Source organism: Gemmatimonas sp. (assembly GCF_021298855.1).
Classification (GTDB): Bacteria; Gemmatimonadota; Gemmatimonadetes; order Gemmatimonadales; family Gemmatimonadaceae; genus Gemmatimonas.
This window is the reverse complement of record NZ_JAJTHI010000010.1, coordinates 227,014-244,316: the sequence shown is the minus strand read 5'-3', so window position 1 is coordinate 244,316 and position 17,303 is coordinate 227,014. Positions and strand designations below refer to the sequence as shown.

Sequence of the window (17,303 nt, the reverse complement as noted above, 5' to 3'; positions counted from 1 at the left end):
ATCGGTGACGCCGCTCACGTTCCCCGCATCACCGCGCCGCCACCGTTCACGGCGAGGGACGAACCGCCGCAAACTCCTGCGTGAAACGCGGTGCCGTCATGGCGTCGGGGTCGAGAATCGCGTCGAGCTGCGCTCTCGAGAGGAGGGCGCGCTCGAGGACAATCTCGAACACGCCCCGCCCGCTGGCGAGCGCATGGCGGGCCACGTCGGTTGCCTGCTCGTATCCGATCACGGGCACCAAGGCCGTCACGATACCGATGGAGTGCTCCACAAAATGCCGCATCCGATCGGCGTTCGGCGTGATGCCGGTCACGCATCGCTCGCGAAGCACCGCGCAGGCGTTGCGCAGCATGTCGATGCCGCGGAGCAGCCGATACGCGATCACCGGTTCGAAGGCGTTGAGCTGCAACTGCCCGGCTTCCGCCGCCATGGTCACGGTCACATCACCGCCGATCACGTCGAAACACACCTGATTCACGACCTCGGGGATCACGGGGTTGACCTTGCCCGGCATGATCGATGATCCCGGTTGCATCGCCGGCAGGTTGATCTCGCCAAACCCGGCCCGTGGCCCCGAGGAGAGCAGGCGCAAGTCATTGCAGATCTTCGAGAGCTTGGTCGCCGTGCGCTTCATGACGCCCGACAGCTGCACGAACGCGCCCGTGTCGCTGGTGGCCTCCACGAGATCGGGTGCCGTGATGACCGCCACCCCGGACACGGCGGTGAGGTGCGCGGCCACGAGTTCGGCGTACCCGGGTGGGGCATTGATGCCGGTGCCGATGGCGGTGGCACCGAGGTTGATCTCGCGGATGAGTCCCTGCGCTTCGGCCAACCGGTCGACATCCTCGCGCAGCGTGGTCGCAAAGGCCATGAACTCCTGCCCCAACGTCATCGGCACGGCATCCTGCATCTGGGTGCGCCCCATCTTCAGCAGCGGCGCGAACTCACGCCCCTTCTCGGCGAAGGCGTCGGCCAGCCGCCCCAACTCGTCGCGGAAGCTTGCCAGGCTGCGGTGCAGGGCGAGGCGCACGGCCGTGGGGTACACGTCATTGGTGGACTGCGAGAGGTTCACGTGGTCGTTGGGACTGACCACGTGATAGCTGCCCCGCGCCTCGTTGCGCAGTTCGAGCGCGCGGTTGGCGATGACTTCGTTGGCGTTCATGTTGGTGCTCGTGCCGGCGCCGCCCTGGATCATGTCCACGAGAAAGTGCTCGTGATGGCGGCCGGCCCGGATCTCGCGCGCCGCACGCACGATCAGATCTGCCGTCATGTCATCCAGCAGTCCCAGTTCGCGATTGGTCTGCGCGGCGGCCTCCTTGACCGCCGCCAGCGCCTCGATGAGCACCGGAAACTCCCGCAGCGGAATCCCCGTGATGGGGAAGTTCTCCAGCGCCCGCAGGGTCTGTACGCCGTAAAGTGCTTCGAATGGGACCTCCCGCTCGCCCAGCAGGTCGTGCTCCACCCGCGTGCGATTGCCGCCGAAACCCAGCGTGCGGCCGCGACCCACCAGCGTGGCGTCCGCGCGCCGGAGGCGGGCGGAGATGGCCCGTGCCGCCCGTGCGACCAGCGCGGCGTACAACTGGGGGGCTTCGCGGGTGATCTCGTCCAGCTGGGCCCGCGTGATCATGACGCCGTGGCCCGGCATGATCACGCGGGCCGACGTGCCATGATTGCTGTCATCGAGCAGCAGCCCTTCCCCCACCGCTTCGCCTGCACCGAGGGTCACCAGGCGAATGGTCCGCCCATCGGCCGCCTTTTCGATGGCCACGGCACCGCTCAACAGCACGGCAAACCGCTGCCGCGGCTCCCCTTCGTTGAAGATCGTGGCGTCGGCGTCGAGAACCGTTGGCGTCACGTGGCGGGAGAGCTTCCAGAGGTGGGCGTCGCTGAGGCCGTCGAGAAAGGCGGTGGCGCGCAGCTGATCGGCGATTTCGGCCGGTGTGGGCATGGCGGCTGGGGGTGGGGCGGTGAGAGTGGCGGGGCGGTGGGCCCCGGCCGTCGGGACGCAGACGGAGGCGATCGACTCTCGCCTCGGCCACCCGATTCGACTAACGTCGGCAGGGTACATACCACGCTGCATGCCGCCCCTGTTCCGGAGCCTCGCCATGTCCTGGTCCCGCCGTGAATTCCTCGAGCGTTCGGCTGCGCTGTCTGCGGCTGGGTTTCTTCCCCGGCTGCCGGGCGCCTGGGAGGCCCCGGCGCCCGTCGCTGGCACGCCGTTCCGCGGGCGTCCGTGTGTGGTCTCGTCGTCCAACGGGATTCGTGGCGTCCAGGTAGCCTACGATCGGATGGTGGCCGGTGAGGACCCGCTCGACGCCGCCATTGCCGGGGTCAACATCCAGGAGCTCGATCCCGACGACCAGTCGGTCGGACTGGGCGGGCTGCCCAATGAGGAAGGGGTTGTGCAACTCGACGCCTCCTGCATGCACGGACCGACGCGGCGCGCCGGTGCGGTGGCCTGCCTGGAAGGGATTGCCACCCCGTCGCTCGTGGCCAAGGCCGTGATGGACTATACCGACCACGTGATGCTGGTGGGCGAGGGCGCCGGGCGGTTCGCCCGGGCGATGGGGTTCAAGGAGCAGAACCTGCTCACCGACAAGTCGCGGCAGGACTGGATGCGGTGGAAGTCACGGCTCAACCCCAACGATGCGTGGCTGGACCACAGCGACGACATCCGCATCAAGTTCACGACCGGCACGATCAACATGAATGCCGTGAACGCCGCCGGGGACATCGGATCGGTCACGACCACCAGCGGCATGGCGTGGAAGGTGCCCGGGCGGATCGGCGACTCGCCGATCGTGGGTGCCGGGCAGTACTGCGACAACACCGTCGGCGCGGCCGGCAGCACGGGTCGCGGTGAGGCGAACATCAAGACCTGTGGCGCGTTCCTCGTGGTGGAGTTCATGCGACAGGGGGCGCCGCCGCAGCAGGCGTGCCTCAAGGCACTGGAGCGCGTGGTGGCCATGACGGAAGCGCGCCTCCTGGGCCCCGGGGGGCGCCCGCGCTTCGACCTCGAGTTCTACGCCGTAACCAAGGCCGGCGACTTCGGCGGCGCGACGCTGTACTCCGGCGGCCGGTTCGCGGTGTGCGACGAGCGCGGGGCGCGGCTCGAAGCGGCGGCCTCGCTGTTCCGCCGCTAGTCGCGGCGTCGCTCGCTCCTGCACCCATTAGTTTATCGGCATGTCCGAACACGACGCCCCGACTCCATACGTTCCCGCCACCGTCGAATCGAAGTGGCAGCAGCGGTGGGCCGAACGCGGCACCAACACCGCGCACCTCGAGAACCCCACGCGCCCGTTCTACGCGCTGATGATGTTCCCCTACCCGAGCGCCGAAGGGCTGCACGTGGGGAACCTCTTCGCCTTCACCGGCAGCGACATCTCCGCGCGCTTCCATCGGCTCATGGGACACGACGTGTTCCAGCCCCTCGGCTTCGATGCCTTCGGCATCCACTCCGAGAATTACGCGCTCAAGATCGGGGCGCACCCCATGGAGCTCACGCCGAAGAACGTCGCCAACTTCACGCGACAGCTCGGGCGCGCCGGCTTCATGGTGGATTGGAACCAGAAGGTCGACACCTCGCGTCCCGATTACTACAAGTGGACGCAGTGGGTCTTCCTCCAGCTCCACAAGCAGGGGCTTGCGTACAAGAAGGCCGCCGCCGTGAACTGGTGCCCGTCGTGCAAGACCGTGCTCGCCAACGAGCAGGTGGAGGACGGCCAGTGTGAGCGCTGCGGGACCACCGTGGAGCAGCGCTTCCTCGAGCAGTGGTTCTTCAAGATCTCCGAGTATGCGCCGCGATTGCTGGCCAACCTCGACTGGCTCGACTGGTCGGCCATCACCAAGCAGGCGCAGCGCAACTGGATCGGCAAGTCGGAGGGCGCGCAGCTCACCTTCGCCCTGGCCGGTCACGACGAGCGCGTGACGGTGTTCACCACGCGCGCCGACACGATCTACGGCGCCACCTATCTCGTGCTCGCGCCCGAGCATCCCCTGGTGGCCACACTCACGCGCGATATGCAGCGTGACGCCGTGCGTGCGTACCAGGAGGCGACCAAGAAGCAGGACCTCATCTCCCGCAAGAGCACGAAGGACAAGACCGGGGTGTTCACCGGGGCGTACGCCGTCAACCCCGCCACGGGGCAGCAGATCCCCGTCTGGATCGCCGATTACGTGCTCATGGAGTACGGCACCGGCGCGATCATGGCCGTGCCCGGACACGACGAACGTGACTTCGAGTTCGCGCAGCGGTTCACCCTGCCGATCGTGCGCGTGGTCGCCGGCCCCGACGATCAGGCCGACACGCCGCTGGGTGACGCCGCCTACACCGACGATGACCATGGTCGTCTCGTGAACTCGGGGGCGTTCGACGGCCTCCCGGTGCAGGACGCCAGGCGCGCGGTCACCGCGTGGCTGGCCGAACAGGGGCACGCCACGCCGGTCACCAACTATCGCCTGCACGACTGGTGCATCTCGCGGCAGCGCTACTGGGGTCCGCCCATTCCGATCATCTACTGCGATGACTGCGGCGCGGTGCCCGTGCCGGAGGACCAGCTGCCCGTCGAGCTGCCGTTCATCGCCGACTTCAAGCCCGACGACAGCGGCATCTCGCCGCTGGCCCGGCACGAGGAGTGGTATCGCGTGCCGTGCCCCACGTGCGGCCGGCCGGCGCGTCGCGAAACCGACGTGAGCGACACCTTCCTCGACAGCGCCTGGTATTTCCTGCGGTATCCGAGCGCCACGCGCGACGATGTGCCGTTCGATCGTGAGCGCACGACGACGTGGCTGCCCGTGAACTCGTACATCGGCGGCAACGAGCACGCCGTCCTGCATCTGCTCTACTCGCGCTTCATCACGATGGTGATGAAGGACGGGGGGCACATCGACTTCGAGGAGCCGTTCACGCGCTTCCGCGCGCACGGCATGATCATCCGCGAAGGCGCGAAGATGTCCAAGTCCAAGGGCAACGTGATCAACCCCGACGTGTACATGGAGGAGTGGGGCGCCGATGCGTTCCGCATGTATCTCATGTTCCTCGGGCCCTACGAGGAAGGCGGCGATTTCCGCGATCAGGGGATCAGCGGTGTGCGTCGCTTCCTCGATCGCCTGTGGGCGTCGGCGCGCGATGCCTCCGGCGAGGGCACGCCCGACGTCGAGGTGCGGCGCAAGCTGCACCGCACCATCAAGAAGGTGGGCGAGGATACGGCGAACCTGGGCTACAACACGGCCATCGCGGCGATGATGGAGTACCTGAACGCGGTGCGTCGTGGCGAACGCACGCCGCACCGCGACGAGGTGCGGCCGCTCGTGCAACTCGCGGCGCCCTTTGCGCCGCACCTGGCCGAGGAGTGCTGGGAGGCCCTCGGGCACTCCACGAGTGTGTTCGACGGGGGCTGGCCGACCTACGATCCGGCGTTGCTCGTGGACGACGAGGTCGATCTGGTCGTGCAGGTGAACGGCAAGGTCCGGGGCAAGCTGCGGGTGCCGGCGGCGATTGGGCAGGCGGAGGCCCTGGCGCTCGCCCGCGCGGACGAGGCCGTCGCCAAGTTCGTGACGGGGGAACCGAAGAAGGTGGTGTTCGTGCCCAAGCGACTCCTCAACCTCGTCGTGTAGGCGGGTGGGGAACGCCGCCGCACCGGCGTCCCCGCCTGCTGCGGAAACCCTGCCGACAACGGGGGTGTCAGACCTCGCGAACACCTTACCGAGGCTCTGCCGATGCTCCTTCCCTTCTCTGCGCGCGCCTGCGCCGCGGCGGCCGTGGTCGCCGCCGGCGCACTCACCGTGACCCTGACCCGTCCCTGCCAGGCGCAGGAACCCGAGGAGCGCGACGTGCGCATCCTGCGTGGGCCCGGGGTCGTTACCGTCATGCGCGGTCCGGTGGTGAACCGCGCCGTCCTGGGCGTGGTGCTTGCCGCCAGCAGCCGCGCCGACAGCCTGGGGGTGCGCGTGGAATCGGTCGAGCCCAACAGTCCGGCCGAGACCGCGGGGCTCGTGGCTGGCGATCAAATCACCGAGATCAATGGCGTCAGTCTGCGGGTCTCATCGATTGACCTCGAGGATCCGGCGCTCGCGGGGCTCGCCCAGCGTCGGCTGCAGCGTACCATGGCCACCGTGAAGCCGGGCGACGACGTGCGTCTCCGGGTGCGTCAGGGCTCCGCCACGCGCGCGCTGACGGTCAAGGCCACGTCGGTGGCCCAGCTGGAGCGTGCCAACGCGCCCGGGGGCGAAGCGCCGCGGCGCGCGCGTGCGTCGGGTGAGCACACCGAGACGCGTCCGCGCAGTGGGCCGCGCGGCATGATCGGTGTGCGGATCGGCGGGACGGGGCATGCTCGCGATACCCTCGGGCTCTTCGTCAGCAGCGTCACCGGCGGCAGCGGAGCCGACAAGGCCGGCCTCGTCGAAGGGGAACGCATCGCGTTCGTGAACGGCGTGGATGTCCGGGTGCCGCGTGAGGATGTCGACGACGTGCCGGCCGCGTCGGCCCGCGTTGACCGCTTCGTGCGCACCGTGCAGCAGGTCGAGCCGGGGAAGACCGTCGCGCTGCGGGTATGGTCGGCCGGACGGCTACGCGACGTCACCGTGACCGTGGAGGCGATCAGCGATGCCCCGCGCACGGGCGAGCCGCAATGGTTCGAGTTCGAGCGCGATGGGGCGCGAGCACGCGTGCGCCTCAATGGCCGCCAGCTCGAGTTCGACGGCGACGCCATGCCGCGCGCCTTGGAGGAAATGGGGCGGCGTCTGCAGGAGCGCCTGCGCGAGGTGGAGATCGAAGTGCGCGACCTGCGGGGGCTTCCCGCCCGATCGGGCGTGGGGCGTTTCGCGCCCCGGGAGCGGCTCACCCGCACGGTGGTGCTCTGACGGACGAGACGGCTGGGCCCGGTGCGGCAACGCTGGAGACTGTGCTGACGTAGAATCAGCAGTCCATACACGCGCACCCCGTCCGAGGGCGGGGGGCCGCGCGCCCTTCTCCTGCCGTTCGCCCCGCGAATGTCCGCAATTGTCACGCTGAGGGCTTCGGTCCGGCAGCGCTCCCTCCCGCGTCGTCACGCCGTCGCCACCGTGGCGACGGTGCTCCTGCTCAGTTCGCTGGCGGCCTGCAAGGAGCCGGCGCGGCCGCAGCGGCCTGTTCCCACGGTCTCGGTGACGACGACCAAGGCCGCCCCCCTCCCCTACGTGGTCACGGCCAGCGGGCAGGTGGAGCCCAATCGCACGGTCGCGGTTCAGTCGCTGGTGTCGGGGCAGCTCACGCGTGTTGCCATCGCGGAGGGGGATGAGGTGCGCGAAGGGCAGGTGCTCTTCCAGATCGATCCGCGCCCCTTCCGCGCTGAGGTGGACCGGCTGGAGAGCACGGTGGCGCGGGACGACGCCACCCTGGCGCGCGCGCGCAGCGACTCCGTGCGGTTCGCCACCCTGGCCAAGGACGGGTACGTCACCAAGCAGCAGCTTGACCAGGCCTTTGCCGAAGCCTCGGCGCTGGCGGCCACCGTGGCGGCCGGTCGCGCGTCGCTCGAGCGGGCACGCCTCGACCTCGAGAACACGACGGTGCGCGCCCCCATCTCCGGGCGTACGGGCCAGTTGCTGTTCAAGGGCGGCTCGCTCGTGCGAGCCTCCGCCGATCAGCTCGTCACCATCAACGAACTGCGGCCGGTCCTCGTGCGCTTCCCGGTTCCCGAGCGCGACTTCGAGGAGCTGCGCCGCCGGGCGGGGCTCGACCGGGCCCTCGCCGTGCGCGTCCTTCCGGGCGGCGCTGACAGCACGCGCAGCATCACGGGGCAGCTCACGTTCATCGATAATCAGGTGGACCGGTCCACAGGCTCGGTGTTGCTGAAAGCCAGCGTGCCGAATGCCGATCGCAGCCTCTGGCCCGGGCAGTTCGTGACGGTCCAGCTGCAGCTCAGTGTGGACGAGAACGCCATTACCCTGCCGTCGGAGGCGGTGGTTACCTCCGGCACGAGCACCTTCGTGTATCTGCTCGAGGAGGGCAAGGCCAAGCGCCAGACCGTCAAGGTGGGACGCGCCGCCGGTGCGCTGGTCAAAATCGACAGCGGGCTCACGGGTGGCGAAACGGTCATCACGGAGGGACAGGCCCGGCTCCGCGACGGGGCGCCGGTTCAGCTGCGCAAGCCGGCCGGCGCGGCGGGCGCGGGCGGCGGCCGCGCTCGCAACGGCTCGGCCCGCAGTCAGGGCGCGAACGGACAGGCGCCCGGTGGTTCGGGAGGCCAGGGAGGACCCACACGATGAGTCAGCAGCACCCGGTGAACGACGTGCCGCCTGAAGTCACGGGCAACGCCAATCTCAGCGAGATCTGGATCCGCCGTCCCATCATGACCACGCTGGTCATGACGGCGATCCTGATTTTCGGAGCGGTGGCATATCAACGGCTGGCCGTGAGCGACCTGCCCACCATCGACTACCCTACCATCACGGTGTCGGCGGGACTGCCGGGCGCCAGTCCCGAGGTGATGGCCACCTCGGTGGCCACGCCGCTCGAACAGCAGTTCGCGACCATCTCCGGCATCGACAACATCACGTCGTCGAGCTCGCAGGGGAACACCAACGTCACGATCCAGTTCAACCTCGATCGGGACATCGACAAGGCGGCGGCCGATGTGCAGTCGGCCATCTCCAAGACGCTGCGCCAGCTGCCGCAGGGGATCAATCCGCCATCGTACAACAAGGCCAACGCGGCCGACGCCCCCATCATGATGTTCTCGCTCACCTCCGACGTCATGTCACGCGCGGAGCTGAACGAGTACGCCGAAACGTTCATCGGGCAGAAGCTCAGCACCGTCACCGGCGTCGCGCAGGTGCAGATCTACGGCTCGGCCAAGTATGCCGTGCGCGTGCAACTCGATCCCGGCGCCCTTGCGCAGCGCGGCATCGGCATTGACGAAGTGCAGCAGGCCATCAACCAGGGGAACTCGAATTCCCCGGCCGGCGTGCTCATGGGGCCCAACCAGTCGTTCACGCTGCAGGCCACCGGACAGCTGAAGAACGCGGCCGAGTTCCGCCAACTGGTCGTGGCGAATCGCAACGGCCTGCCCGTGCGTCTCGGCGATCTGGGTACCGTGTACGACGGCCTGCAGAATCTGCGCGGCTTCAGCGAGATCAATGGCGTGAGCAACATCTCGCTGGCCATCATCCGGCAGCCCGGCGTGAACACCGTGGCCACCGCCAAGGCCGTGGAGCACGAAATGGCGCAGCTCATCGAGCAGCTGCCCCCCGGCGTGCGCGCCTTCACGGTGTTCAATCGCGCCGAGGCCATCGAAGAAGCGGTGTGGGACGTGCAGTTCACGCTGGCCCTCACCGTGGCGCTCGTCGTCATGGTGATCTTCCTGTTCCTGCGGAACGCCCGGGCCACGATCATTCCGTCGCTGGCGCTGCCCTTCTCGATCATCGGCACCTGCATCGTGATGTGGGCGCTGGACTACAGCCTCAACAACCTCACGCTCATGGCGCTCACGCTCGCCGTGGGCTTTGTTGTGGACGACGCCATCGTGATGCTCGAGAACATCGTGCGGCACATGGAGATGGGAAAGTCGCCCATGCGGGCGGCGCTCGACGGCAGCAAGGAGATCAGCTTCACCATTCTCTCCATGACGCTGTCGCTGGTGGCCGTGTTCATTCCGCTGCTGTTCATGCCCGGCATCGTGGGGCGGCTGTTCCGCGAGTTCGCGGTCACCATTGGCGTGTCCATTCTCGTGTCCGGCTTCGTGTCGCTCACGCTCACGCCCATGCTCGCCGCCAAGTTCCTCAAGGGCGGGGAAGGGCATGAGGAGCCCACGGGGGTCTGGCGGTCGGTGGAGCGGCTGTATCAGGGCGGCGAACGCGCCTACGTGAATTCGCTGCACTGGGTCATGCGGCACCGCGGGCTTACCATGCTCTTCAGCGCCTTCACCCTGGCCGCCACGGTGGGGCTGTTCGTCTACATTCCCAAGGGCTTCCTCCCCTCCGAGGATACCGGTCGCGTGCAGGGCTCCGTGGAAGGGCCCGAGGGCATCGGCTACGAGGCGCTGGCGGCGAAGGGGCGTGAAGTCGGCAAGATCATCGAGCAGAGCCCGTATGTGGAGCGCGTGAGCGTGTCGATCGGCGGCGGCCCGGGGGGCGGCAGCAACAGCGCCCGCCTCATGCTCACGCTCAAGCCGCGCGATACGCGTCCCCACGTGGACCAGGTCATGCGGGAAATCACGCGGGCCACGGCCAACGTGCCCGGCGTGCAGGTGTTCCTCCGCAATCCGCCGCCCATCAACATCGGCGGCCGCCGGGGCAACAGCGCGTATCAGGTGTCGCTGCAGGGGGCCGACATTGCGGAGCTGTACACCAGCGCGCGGGCGCTCGAGCAACGTATGCGCGAGTTGCCGGAGCTCGAGAACATCTCGAGCGACCTGCAGGTGGGCAACCCGCAGGTCGGCATCGTGATCGATCGCGAACGGGCCTCCGCCCTCGGCGTGACCGCCAGCCAGATCGAGAACGCGCTGTACAATGCCTATGGGTCGCGGCAGGTCAGCACGATCTACACGCAGACCAACCAGTACCAGGTCATCCTCGAGCTGAAGGAAGAGTACCAGAAGGACCCGGCGGCGCTCAGTCAGTTGTTCATTCGCTCCAACACGGGCAGCCTGGTGGCCCTCGGCTCGGTGGCCACCTTCAGCAAGGGCGTGGGGCCGGTGTCCGTGCAGCACAACGGGCAGCAGCCAGCCGTGTCCATTTCGTTCAACACGCGCCCCGGCGTGGCGCTCGGGACGGCGGTGGACGCCGTGCAACGTGAGGCAGCGGCCGTGTTGCCCGTGGGTGTCACGAGTGCGCTCAGTGGCGACACCCAGGCGTTCGCGCAGGCGCAGAGCGGGCTCCTGGCGCTGCTGGTCGTGGCGATCTTCGTGATCTACGTGGTGCTCGGCATTCTCTACGAAAGCTACATCCACCCCATCACGATTCTCTCCGGGTTGCCCTTCGCCGCCGTGGGGGCGCTCGCCACCCTGCTGATCTTCGGCAAGGATCTCAGTGTGTACGCGTACGTGGGCGTCATCATGCTCATCGGTCTCGTGAAGAAGAACGCGATCATGATGATCGACTTCGCCATCGAAGCCGAACGGAACGACGGCATGACCCCGCGCGACGCCATCCTGGAGGCGGCGCGAGTCCGCTTCCGCCCCATCATGATGACCACGATGGCCGCACTCATGGGCACGTTGCCCATCGCGGTGGGGTTCGGCGCCGGCGCCGAATCACGGCAGCCCCTTGGTCTCGCGGTCGTTGGGGGGCTCGCCTTCTCGCAGCTGGTGACTCTGTATGTCACGCCGGTGGTGTACACCCTGCTCGACCAGATGGTGCGGCGACGCCGGTCGAAGCAGGGCACCGTGGCTCCGGCGGCAGGCCTCGAGCCCATGCCGGTGGGCGGTGACTGACGCGCCGGCGGACCACCCGGCGCGTCAGAACTCGATCTGGGTACCGAGCTCCACCACCCGATTGGGTGGGATGCAGAAGAATTCGGTCGCGGATCGCGCGTTCCGCGCCATGAGGGCAAAGACGAACTTGCGCCACCGGGAGAGCACGATCTTGTCACCGGCCCTCGTGGCCACCGGGATGAGGCGTTCGCGCCCGAGGAAGTAGCTCGTCTCCATCGGTTTGCAGCGAATGCCCATCTGGTCCACGACCTCGAGGACCTGCGGCACGTTGGGAGTCTGCATGAAGCCGTAGGCGGCCACCACGCGCCAGAAGCCGTGGCCAAGCGCCGTCACGCGCACACGTTCCGCCGCGCTGGTTTCCGGTACGTCTGCCGTCTTGACCGACACGAGCAGCACGCGCTCGTGCAGGACCTTGTTGTGCTTGAGGTGGTGCAGCAGCACGGGCGGGACGCCGTCGTCGCTCCCGGTCATGAACACCGCAGTGCCGGCAACGCGGTGCACCTTCGACTTCTCCACCCCGTCGAGAAAGAGATCGATGGGCATGGTGCCATCGGTGAGGCGCTGCATGAGCAGCAACCGGCCGCGCTTCCAGGTGAGCATGAGCATGAACAGCACGAGGCCCAGCGCCATCGGGACCCAGCCGCCGTGCATCAGCTTCACCACGTTGGCGCTGAAGAACGCGAGATCCACGGTGATGAAGAGCGCCGCCACCAGCAACGCCTGCCAGGGTTCCCAACGAAAGCGGATGCGCGCAACGATGTAGAACAGCACGCTCGTGATGAGCATCGTGCCGGTCACGGCGATGCCGTACGCCGCGCCCAGATTGGAGGTGTTGCGGAACGTCAGCACGACGATCAGGCAGCCGACGGCGATGAACCAGTTCACCTCGGGGATGTAGATCTGCCCTTCTTCCTGCGTGGACGTGTGCCGGATCTCGAGCCGTGGGATGAAGCCGAGGGCGATCCCCTGGCGCGTGGTGGAGAACGCACCGGAGATCATGGCCTGTGAGGCCACGATGGCCGCGAGGGTGGCAATGAAGAGCAGCGGCACGAGAAACCACTTGGGCGCCAGCAGGAAGAACGGATTCTCGGCGGCCGCGGGGTTCTCGAGCAGCAGTGCGCCCTGGCCGAAGTAGTTGAGCAACAGTGCCGGGAAGACCAGGACCACCCAGGCCAGCCGGATCGGCTTGCGCCCGAAGTGCCCCATGTCGGCGTACAGCGCTTCGCCGCCGGTGATGACGAGGACCACCGAGCCCAGCACGAAAAAGGACAAGGACCCGTTGGCCTGCACGAACTGCACGGCGTACCGTGGGTTCACGGCGGCGAGAATGGACGGCTGCTGCGCGATCTCCACCGCCCCGAGCGTGGCAATCGTGACGAACCACACCAGCGTGATGGGACCGAAGGCCTTGCCCACGAGGTCGGTGCCGAACCGCTGCACGAAGAAGAGCGTGGCGAGGATCACCACGGTGATGGGGACGATGTACTGCGCCAGCGAGGGGACGGCGAACTCGAGCCCTTCCATGGCCCCCAGCACGCTCATGGCGGGCGTGATGATGCCGTCGCCGTACAGGAGGGCCGTGCCGAACAGGGCGAGCGCCACGAAGATCCCGCCCTTGGTGAACCCCTGCGGGGTACCGCGCGGGAAGATCAGCGCGAGCAGGGCGAACTGACCACCTTCGCCGCGATTGTCGGCGCGGAGCACGAAGCTCACATACTTGACGCTGATGACCAGCGTGAGCGCCCAGACGATGAGTGACAGGACGCCGAAGACGTTGTCACGGGTGGGCTGCAGGCCGTACAGGTGGCCGAAGATTTCCTTGACGGAATACAGCGGGCTGGTGCCGATGTCGCCGTACACCACGCCGAGCGCGGTGAGGGTGAGAATGGCGAGGCGCTTGCCGGTGGGATTGGTGTCCCGGTGGTGCGCACCGTGGGACTGCACCGGAAACATGCCGGTGTTGGAGCGCACTTCCTCTCCCGGCTGTGCCTCGAAGGCATTCGAGGCGCCGGACTGGGTGGCCGGTGAGCGCGGGTGGCGCAGGGAGCCGTCTGCGGTGGACGGCGGCTCCGTCGTGCCGTCGGCTGATCGTTCGGGAACGGCCTCGGCGTGGTCCGCCGAGGCCGCAGGATGCTGTTCGTTGGGCATGGAGTTGATGCGGGAATCCGAAATGTATACAGCCGGGTACGCGCGGTATACGGACTGCCTGGTCCGTCGTGCCGGGGCCCCGAGCAGGCGGCGCCTTCCGCGCCGCACGCCCCGGATCCCCTCCGCCCCTGCTACATCTCCCGGCCGATCAGCGCGCTCAACTGCGCACGGGCGATCCGACCGTCGAAGCGCGCCTGAATGAGCGCCTGCCGCGCCTGGTTGAGCTGCGTCTGCGAGGTGAGCAGATCGAGCAGGGTACTGGCACCCAGGGCATAGCGCTGCTGCTGCACACGCAGATCCTCCTCGGCCGCGGCGATGGCGGCCACCTGCACCCCCGCGCGCGCTTCGGCGTTGTCGAGGGCGCGCAGCTGCTGGGTCAGCGTCTGGCGCGCGCCCAGGCGCGCATCCCGCAGTTGTGCTTCCGCGTTGCGCAGGGCGACATCGGTCTGCACCGATTGCTGCTCGCGGACGAGGCCGTTGAACAGGGGGTAGCTGAAGTTGAAGTTCAGCTGCTGCCGGTTGGGATTGCCGCCCGAGAACAGCCAGAGGTCGCTGCTGGAGAAGGTGCGGCTGGTCTGCGTGTACGCGTAGTTGTACGACATGGTCAGCGACGGCAGGTAGGCCGAGCGCTGCGACTTGCGGCTGGCCCGGGCCGCCATGAGGTTCGCCTCGGCTTGCATGACCGTCGGGCTGCGCGCGATGAGCTGCTCGAGCTCCTGCTCCGACGGCAGCGGCTCCGTGGCATCCACCGTGTCGTCGAGTGCGGGAGTCACCAGCACCGGCGAGCCGATCACCCGCGTGAGCGCGGCATTGGCCACACGCCGGTCATTCTCGGCGGTCAGCACGGCCAGTCGGGCGTTGCCCAGCTGAATGGCGGAGCGGAGGGAGTCGGACTTGGTCGCCACACCGGCCACGAAGCGCGCCGTGGAGGCCTTGAGCTGCTGCTCGGCTTCCGTCAGCAAGGCGCGCGCGGCCGCTTCCGATTCGCGCGCGGCAAGTGCCGCATAGAACTGCTGCTTGGTCTGCAGCGAGGCGTCGAACCGGGCCTGCACGATCGCCGCGTCGGCCGCATCGGCCACGGCGCGGCTGCGGGAGAGCTCGTGCCACCGCTGGTTGCCGTCGAACAGCTGCAGCGAGGCAGCGAGTCCGTTGTTGTAGTTCCACGGATCGCCGCGCAGCGGCACCAGCGCGCCCTGGAAGAACTGCACACCCTGGGTGCGGGCGCTGCCGGCGTTGAGGGTGAGCGCCGGGATGTAGGCCGCGAGCGCACTGCGGTTGGCGGCGGCGGCGTTTCGCTCCAGCCCGCGCGCGGCCACGGCCGCGGGGGCATTGCGCTGCGCCTGTTCCACGGCCTCCCGCAAACGAATTGGACGTGCCGCCTCGTCGCCGCGCCCGCCATCGCGTTGGGGCGCGCGCGCCGGCGCCCCGGCAGACTGGGCCTTGGACGACAACGGGGCGGCCAGCAGGACCGCCCCCATGGTCAGCACCATCCGGCGCCAGCGATCGGTAGCCCGCGGTGTCACGGAATGAGTCACTTGGATGCGCCGCGTGCGCGTTCTGCGCTATCGGCAAGACGCTGGTTACGCTCGATGAGGCGCCGGAAGGACTCCTTTTGCCCCTCATCGAGAACGATCATCATGCGAACGCGGGCGCTGTCGCGCACCGAGTCGAGGGCTGGGCGGACGGCGGCCATGATTTCGCGGGAACGCGCCCGACGCCACTCCCACGCCGAGTCCAGGACGACCTTCTGTTCGGCGGTCAGCCGGAGTTCACGGGCAAGTTCTTCCCGCATCGACTTCTCGTCGTTGAGCATGACCACCGGCTTGCTCACGGCCCGCTCGGCGGCGAAGCCCACGGCACCTCCGGTGAGGAAGGCGCCGAGCAGGAACATCATCGCGAGCGACTTGGGGCGGGGAGACGTGGACACGGGTAGCCGGCTCAGTAGTCGAGCGGGTTCAGATAGCGCTCGGGGGCGTCCTTGGGCAGGTGCCGACGGCCCCCGGTGAGCGTGCTCCCGTCGATAGGGAGCGGCATGGCGGTTTCAACGGCGGCACGTGCCGCCAGCTCGCGAGCGCGGGCGCTGGCCGCCTGTCCGCGCACGAAGGCTGCGCCGGCGGCGAGCAGCGCAATCGTGGCGGCCACGGAAGCCACGGCCCGCATGTCGGCGCCGCGCAGCTCGGCGAAGCCGCTCCACCACGAGGGGCGCAGTTCCCGCACCACGCCACTCGTCGCGGTGGCCAGCCGCTGCATGATCGACTGTTCGAGTCCCGCCCAATACGCGTCGGCAGCGGGCGCCTCGTAATGGGCCCGCAACACCGCGGTCACCTGGGGATCCGCACCCGGGCTCTGCCCGTTGTCGTTCCGCGTGACAGTCATGTTTCACTCCGAAGATTGCTCAGTTGGCGCCGCAGGTGCGCCCGAGCATGATGCAGGTCCGACCGGGCCGTGCCCTCGGGAATTCCGAGAAGTGCCCCGATCTCCGCGTGCTTGTATCCCTCGACGTCGTGCAGCACGATCACCGCCCGCTGCCGCTCACCCAGGGTGTCCAACGCGCTGGTGAGGCGCGCTCGCAACTCATCGGACTCTGCCGGGTCCCGATGCGGACTCGACAGGGTTTCCGGCAACTCGTCGGCATCGCGCACCTTGCGACGCCGCGCGATGTCCAAGGCCGCATTCGCGACAATGCGGTGCAACCAGGCCCCGAACGCCTGCTCCGGCCGAAAACGCTCGAGGGCACGGAAGGCATGCAGGAAACCCTCCTGCACCGCATCCTCGGCGTCGTCGTGTGACAGGACGATTGCCCGCGCCACGGCGTAAGCGCGACGCTGATGACGGCGCACGAGTCCGGCAAAGGCTGCACTGTCTCCAGCCTGCGCGGCCAACACCAGCTCGCGCTCCGCCACCGCCTCGGCCGAGAGCGGTCGCTCAGGGCCCATGCAACGGGTCCCCGTTGCGGGAACCAGAATTGGCGTGGGAAGCGGGATGGCGGTCACGTGATCGGGTTGGGACACCCGAATTACGCATCGCTGGAAATCGCCGTTGAAGCGGAGTGGGGCTGGGGGACGCCCGCGAGTCCCAGCGCGGCGGCATTGTCCTGCATGGCCGCCAGGACCAGCCCGATATGCTCGTCGAGCGGGACCCCCAGCGCGTCCGCCCCCTGCACGATATCGTCCCGGTTGACGCCCCGGGCGAACGCCTTGTCCTTCGTCTTTTTCCGCACCCCGGCGACGTCGACGTCGCGCACCGCCCGGGACGGCTTCACGAGGGCACAGGCCGTGATGAGCCCGGTCAGTTCGTCCACCGCAAACAGGGCCTTGGCCATGGGGGTGGTCCGCGGTACCCCGGTATAGTGTGCATGCCCCAGGACCGCCTCGAGGATCTCCTCAGGCCAGCCCAGACCGCGAAGGTGTCGCACTCCCTCCGCCGGATGCTCGGCGTCGGGTGCCTGCGCGTCGTTGGGGAAACGCTCGTAGTCGAAGTCGTGGATGAGCCCTGCCACGCCCCACGCCTCCTCGTCCTGCCCGAGCCGTCGGGCGTACGCGCGCATGGCGGTTTCCACCGCCAGCATGTGCTTGCGGAGGGACTCGGACTGGGTCCACTCGCAGACGAGGGCAAAGGCTTCCGCACGGGGGGGCATGGGGGGATTCTGGCGACTGTCCGCGCATCCCGGTAGGGGCGAACGACGTGGGAACGACGCGGGAACGACGTGGGAACGACGTGGGAACGACGTGGGGGACCACGCGCGAT

General features: G+C 68.3%; 12 protein-coding genes. 5 read left to right on the top strand and 7 right to left on the bottom strand.

What is annotated here, in order from left to right:
* Positions 1–46: 46 nt before the first annotated feature.
* Positions 47–1,948: an aspartate ammonia-lyase gene (locus LW840_RS05040; RefSeq protein WP_291263474.1), complete on the bottom strand. Its 1,902-nt coding sequence runs from the start codon at positions 1,946–1,948 to the stop codon at positions 47–49.
* A gap of 157 nt (positions 1,949–2,105) precedes the next feature.
* Between LW840_RS05040 and LW840_RS05035 the strand changes: the two genes are divergently transcribed.
* The 5 genes from LW840_RS05035 (at position 2,106) to LW840_RS05015 (ending at position 11,408) form a co-directional block, all read left to right on the top strand.
* Positions 2,106–3,143, top strand: a complete 1,038-nt coding sequence (locus LW840_RS05035) for a N(4)-(beta-N-acetylglucosaminyl)-L-asparaginase (RefSeq protein WP_291263473.1) — start codon at positions 2,106–2,108, stop codon at positions 3,141–3,143.
* 40 nt (positions 3,144–3,183) lie between these two features.
* The gene (gene leuS / locus LW840_RS05030) at positions 3,184–5,616 is read left to right on the top strand and encodes a leucine--tRNA ligase (protein WP_291276531.1); all 2,433 of its coding nucleotides are present in this window, start codon (positions 3,184–3,186) and stop codon (positions 5,614–5,616) included.
* A gap of 102 nt (positions 5,617–5,718) precedes the next feature.
* On the top strand, positions 5,719–6,861 hold the full coding sequence (locus LW840_RS05025; RefSeq protein WP_291276530.1) for a PDZ domain-containing protein: 1,143 nt from the start codon (positions 5,719–5,721) through the stop codon (positions 6,859–6,861).
* Positions 6,862–7,062: 201 nt separating this feature from the next.
* Positions 7,063–8,244 (top strand): efflux RND transporter periplasmic adaptor subunit, encoded by a 1,182-nt coding sequence (locus LW840_RS05020; protein WP_291276529.1) that lies wholly within the window; start codon positions 7,063–7,065, stop codon positions 8,242–8,244.
* Positions 8,241–11,408 (top strand): efflux RND transporter permease subunit, encoded by a 3,168-nt coding sequence (locus tag LW840_RS05015; protein ID WP_291266294.1) that lies wholly within the window; start codon positions 8,241–8,243, stop codon positions 11,406–11,408. The genes LW840_RS05020 and LW840_RS05015 overlap by 4 nt, the downstream gene beginning before the upstream one ends.
* Before the next feature lie 24 nt (positions 11,409–11,432).
* On the opposite strand, the gene LW840_RS05010 is transcribed toward LW840_RS05015, so the two are convergent.
* From LW840_RS05010 to LW840_RS04985, 6 genes are all read right to left on the bottom strand, one after another.
* Positions 11,433–13,556: a KUP/HAK/KT family potassium transporter gene (locus tag LW840_RS05010; RefSeq protein ID WP_291276528.1), complete on the bottom strand. Its 2,124-nt coding sequence runs from the start codon at positions 13,554–13,556 to the stop codon at positions 11,433–11,435.
* A 131-nt stretch (positions 13,557–13,687) separates the two neighbouring features.
* Positions 13,688–15,079 carry a TolC family protein gene (locus LW840_RS05005; protein WP_291266292.1) on the bottom strand — a complete coding sequence of 464 codons (1,392 nt, stop codon included), beginning with the start codon at positions 15,077–15,079 and terminating at the stop codon, positions 13,688–13,690.
* 8 nt (positions 15,080–15,087) lie between these two features.
* Complete coding sequence (locus LW840_RS05000) at positions 15,088–15,483, bottom strand: hypothetical protein (protein ID WP_291266291.1); 396 nt, start codon at positions 15,481–15,483, stop codon at positions 15,088–15,090.
* An 11-nt stretch (positions 15,484–15,494) separates the two neighbouring features.
* The gene (locus LW840_RS04995; RefSeq protein ID WP_291262263.1) at positions 15,495–15,932 is read right to left on the bottom strand and encodes a hypothetical protein; all 438 of its coding nucleotides are present in this window, start codon (positions 15,930–15,932) and stop codon (positions 15,495–15,497) included.
* Complete coding sequence (locus LW840_RS04990) at positions 15,929–16,492, bottom strand: sigma-70 family RNA polymerase sigma factor (RefSeq protein WP_291262262.1); 564 nt, start codon at positions 16,490–16,492, stop codon at positions 15,929–15,931. Before LW840_RS04990 ends, LW840_RS04995 begins: the two co-directional genes overlap by 4 nt.
* Before the next feature lie 80 nt (positions 16,493–16,572).
* A complete protein-coding gene (locus LW840_RS04985) occupies positions 16,573–17,193 on the bottom strand; it encodes an HDIG domain-containing metalloprotein (protein WP_291276527.1) in 621 nt (206 codons plus the stop codon).
* Positions 17,194–17,303: the final 110 nt, after the last annotated feature.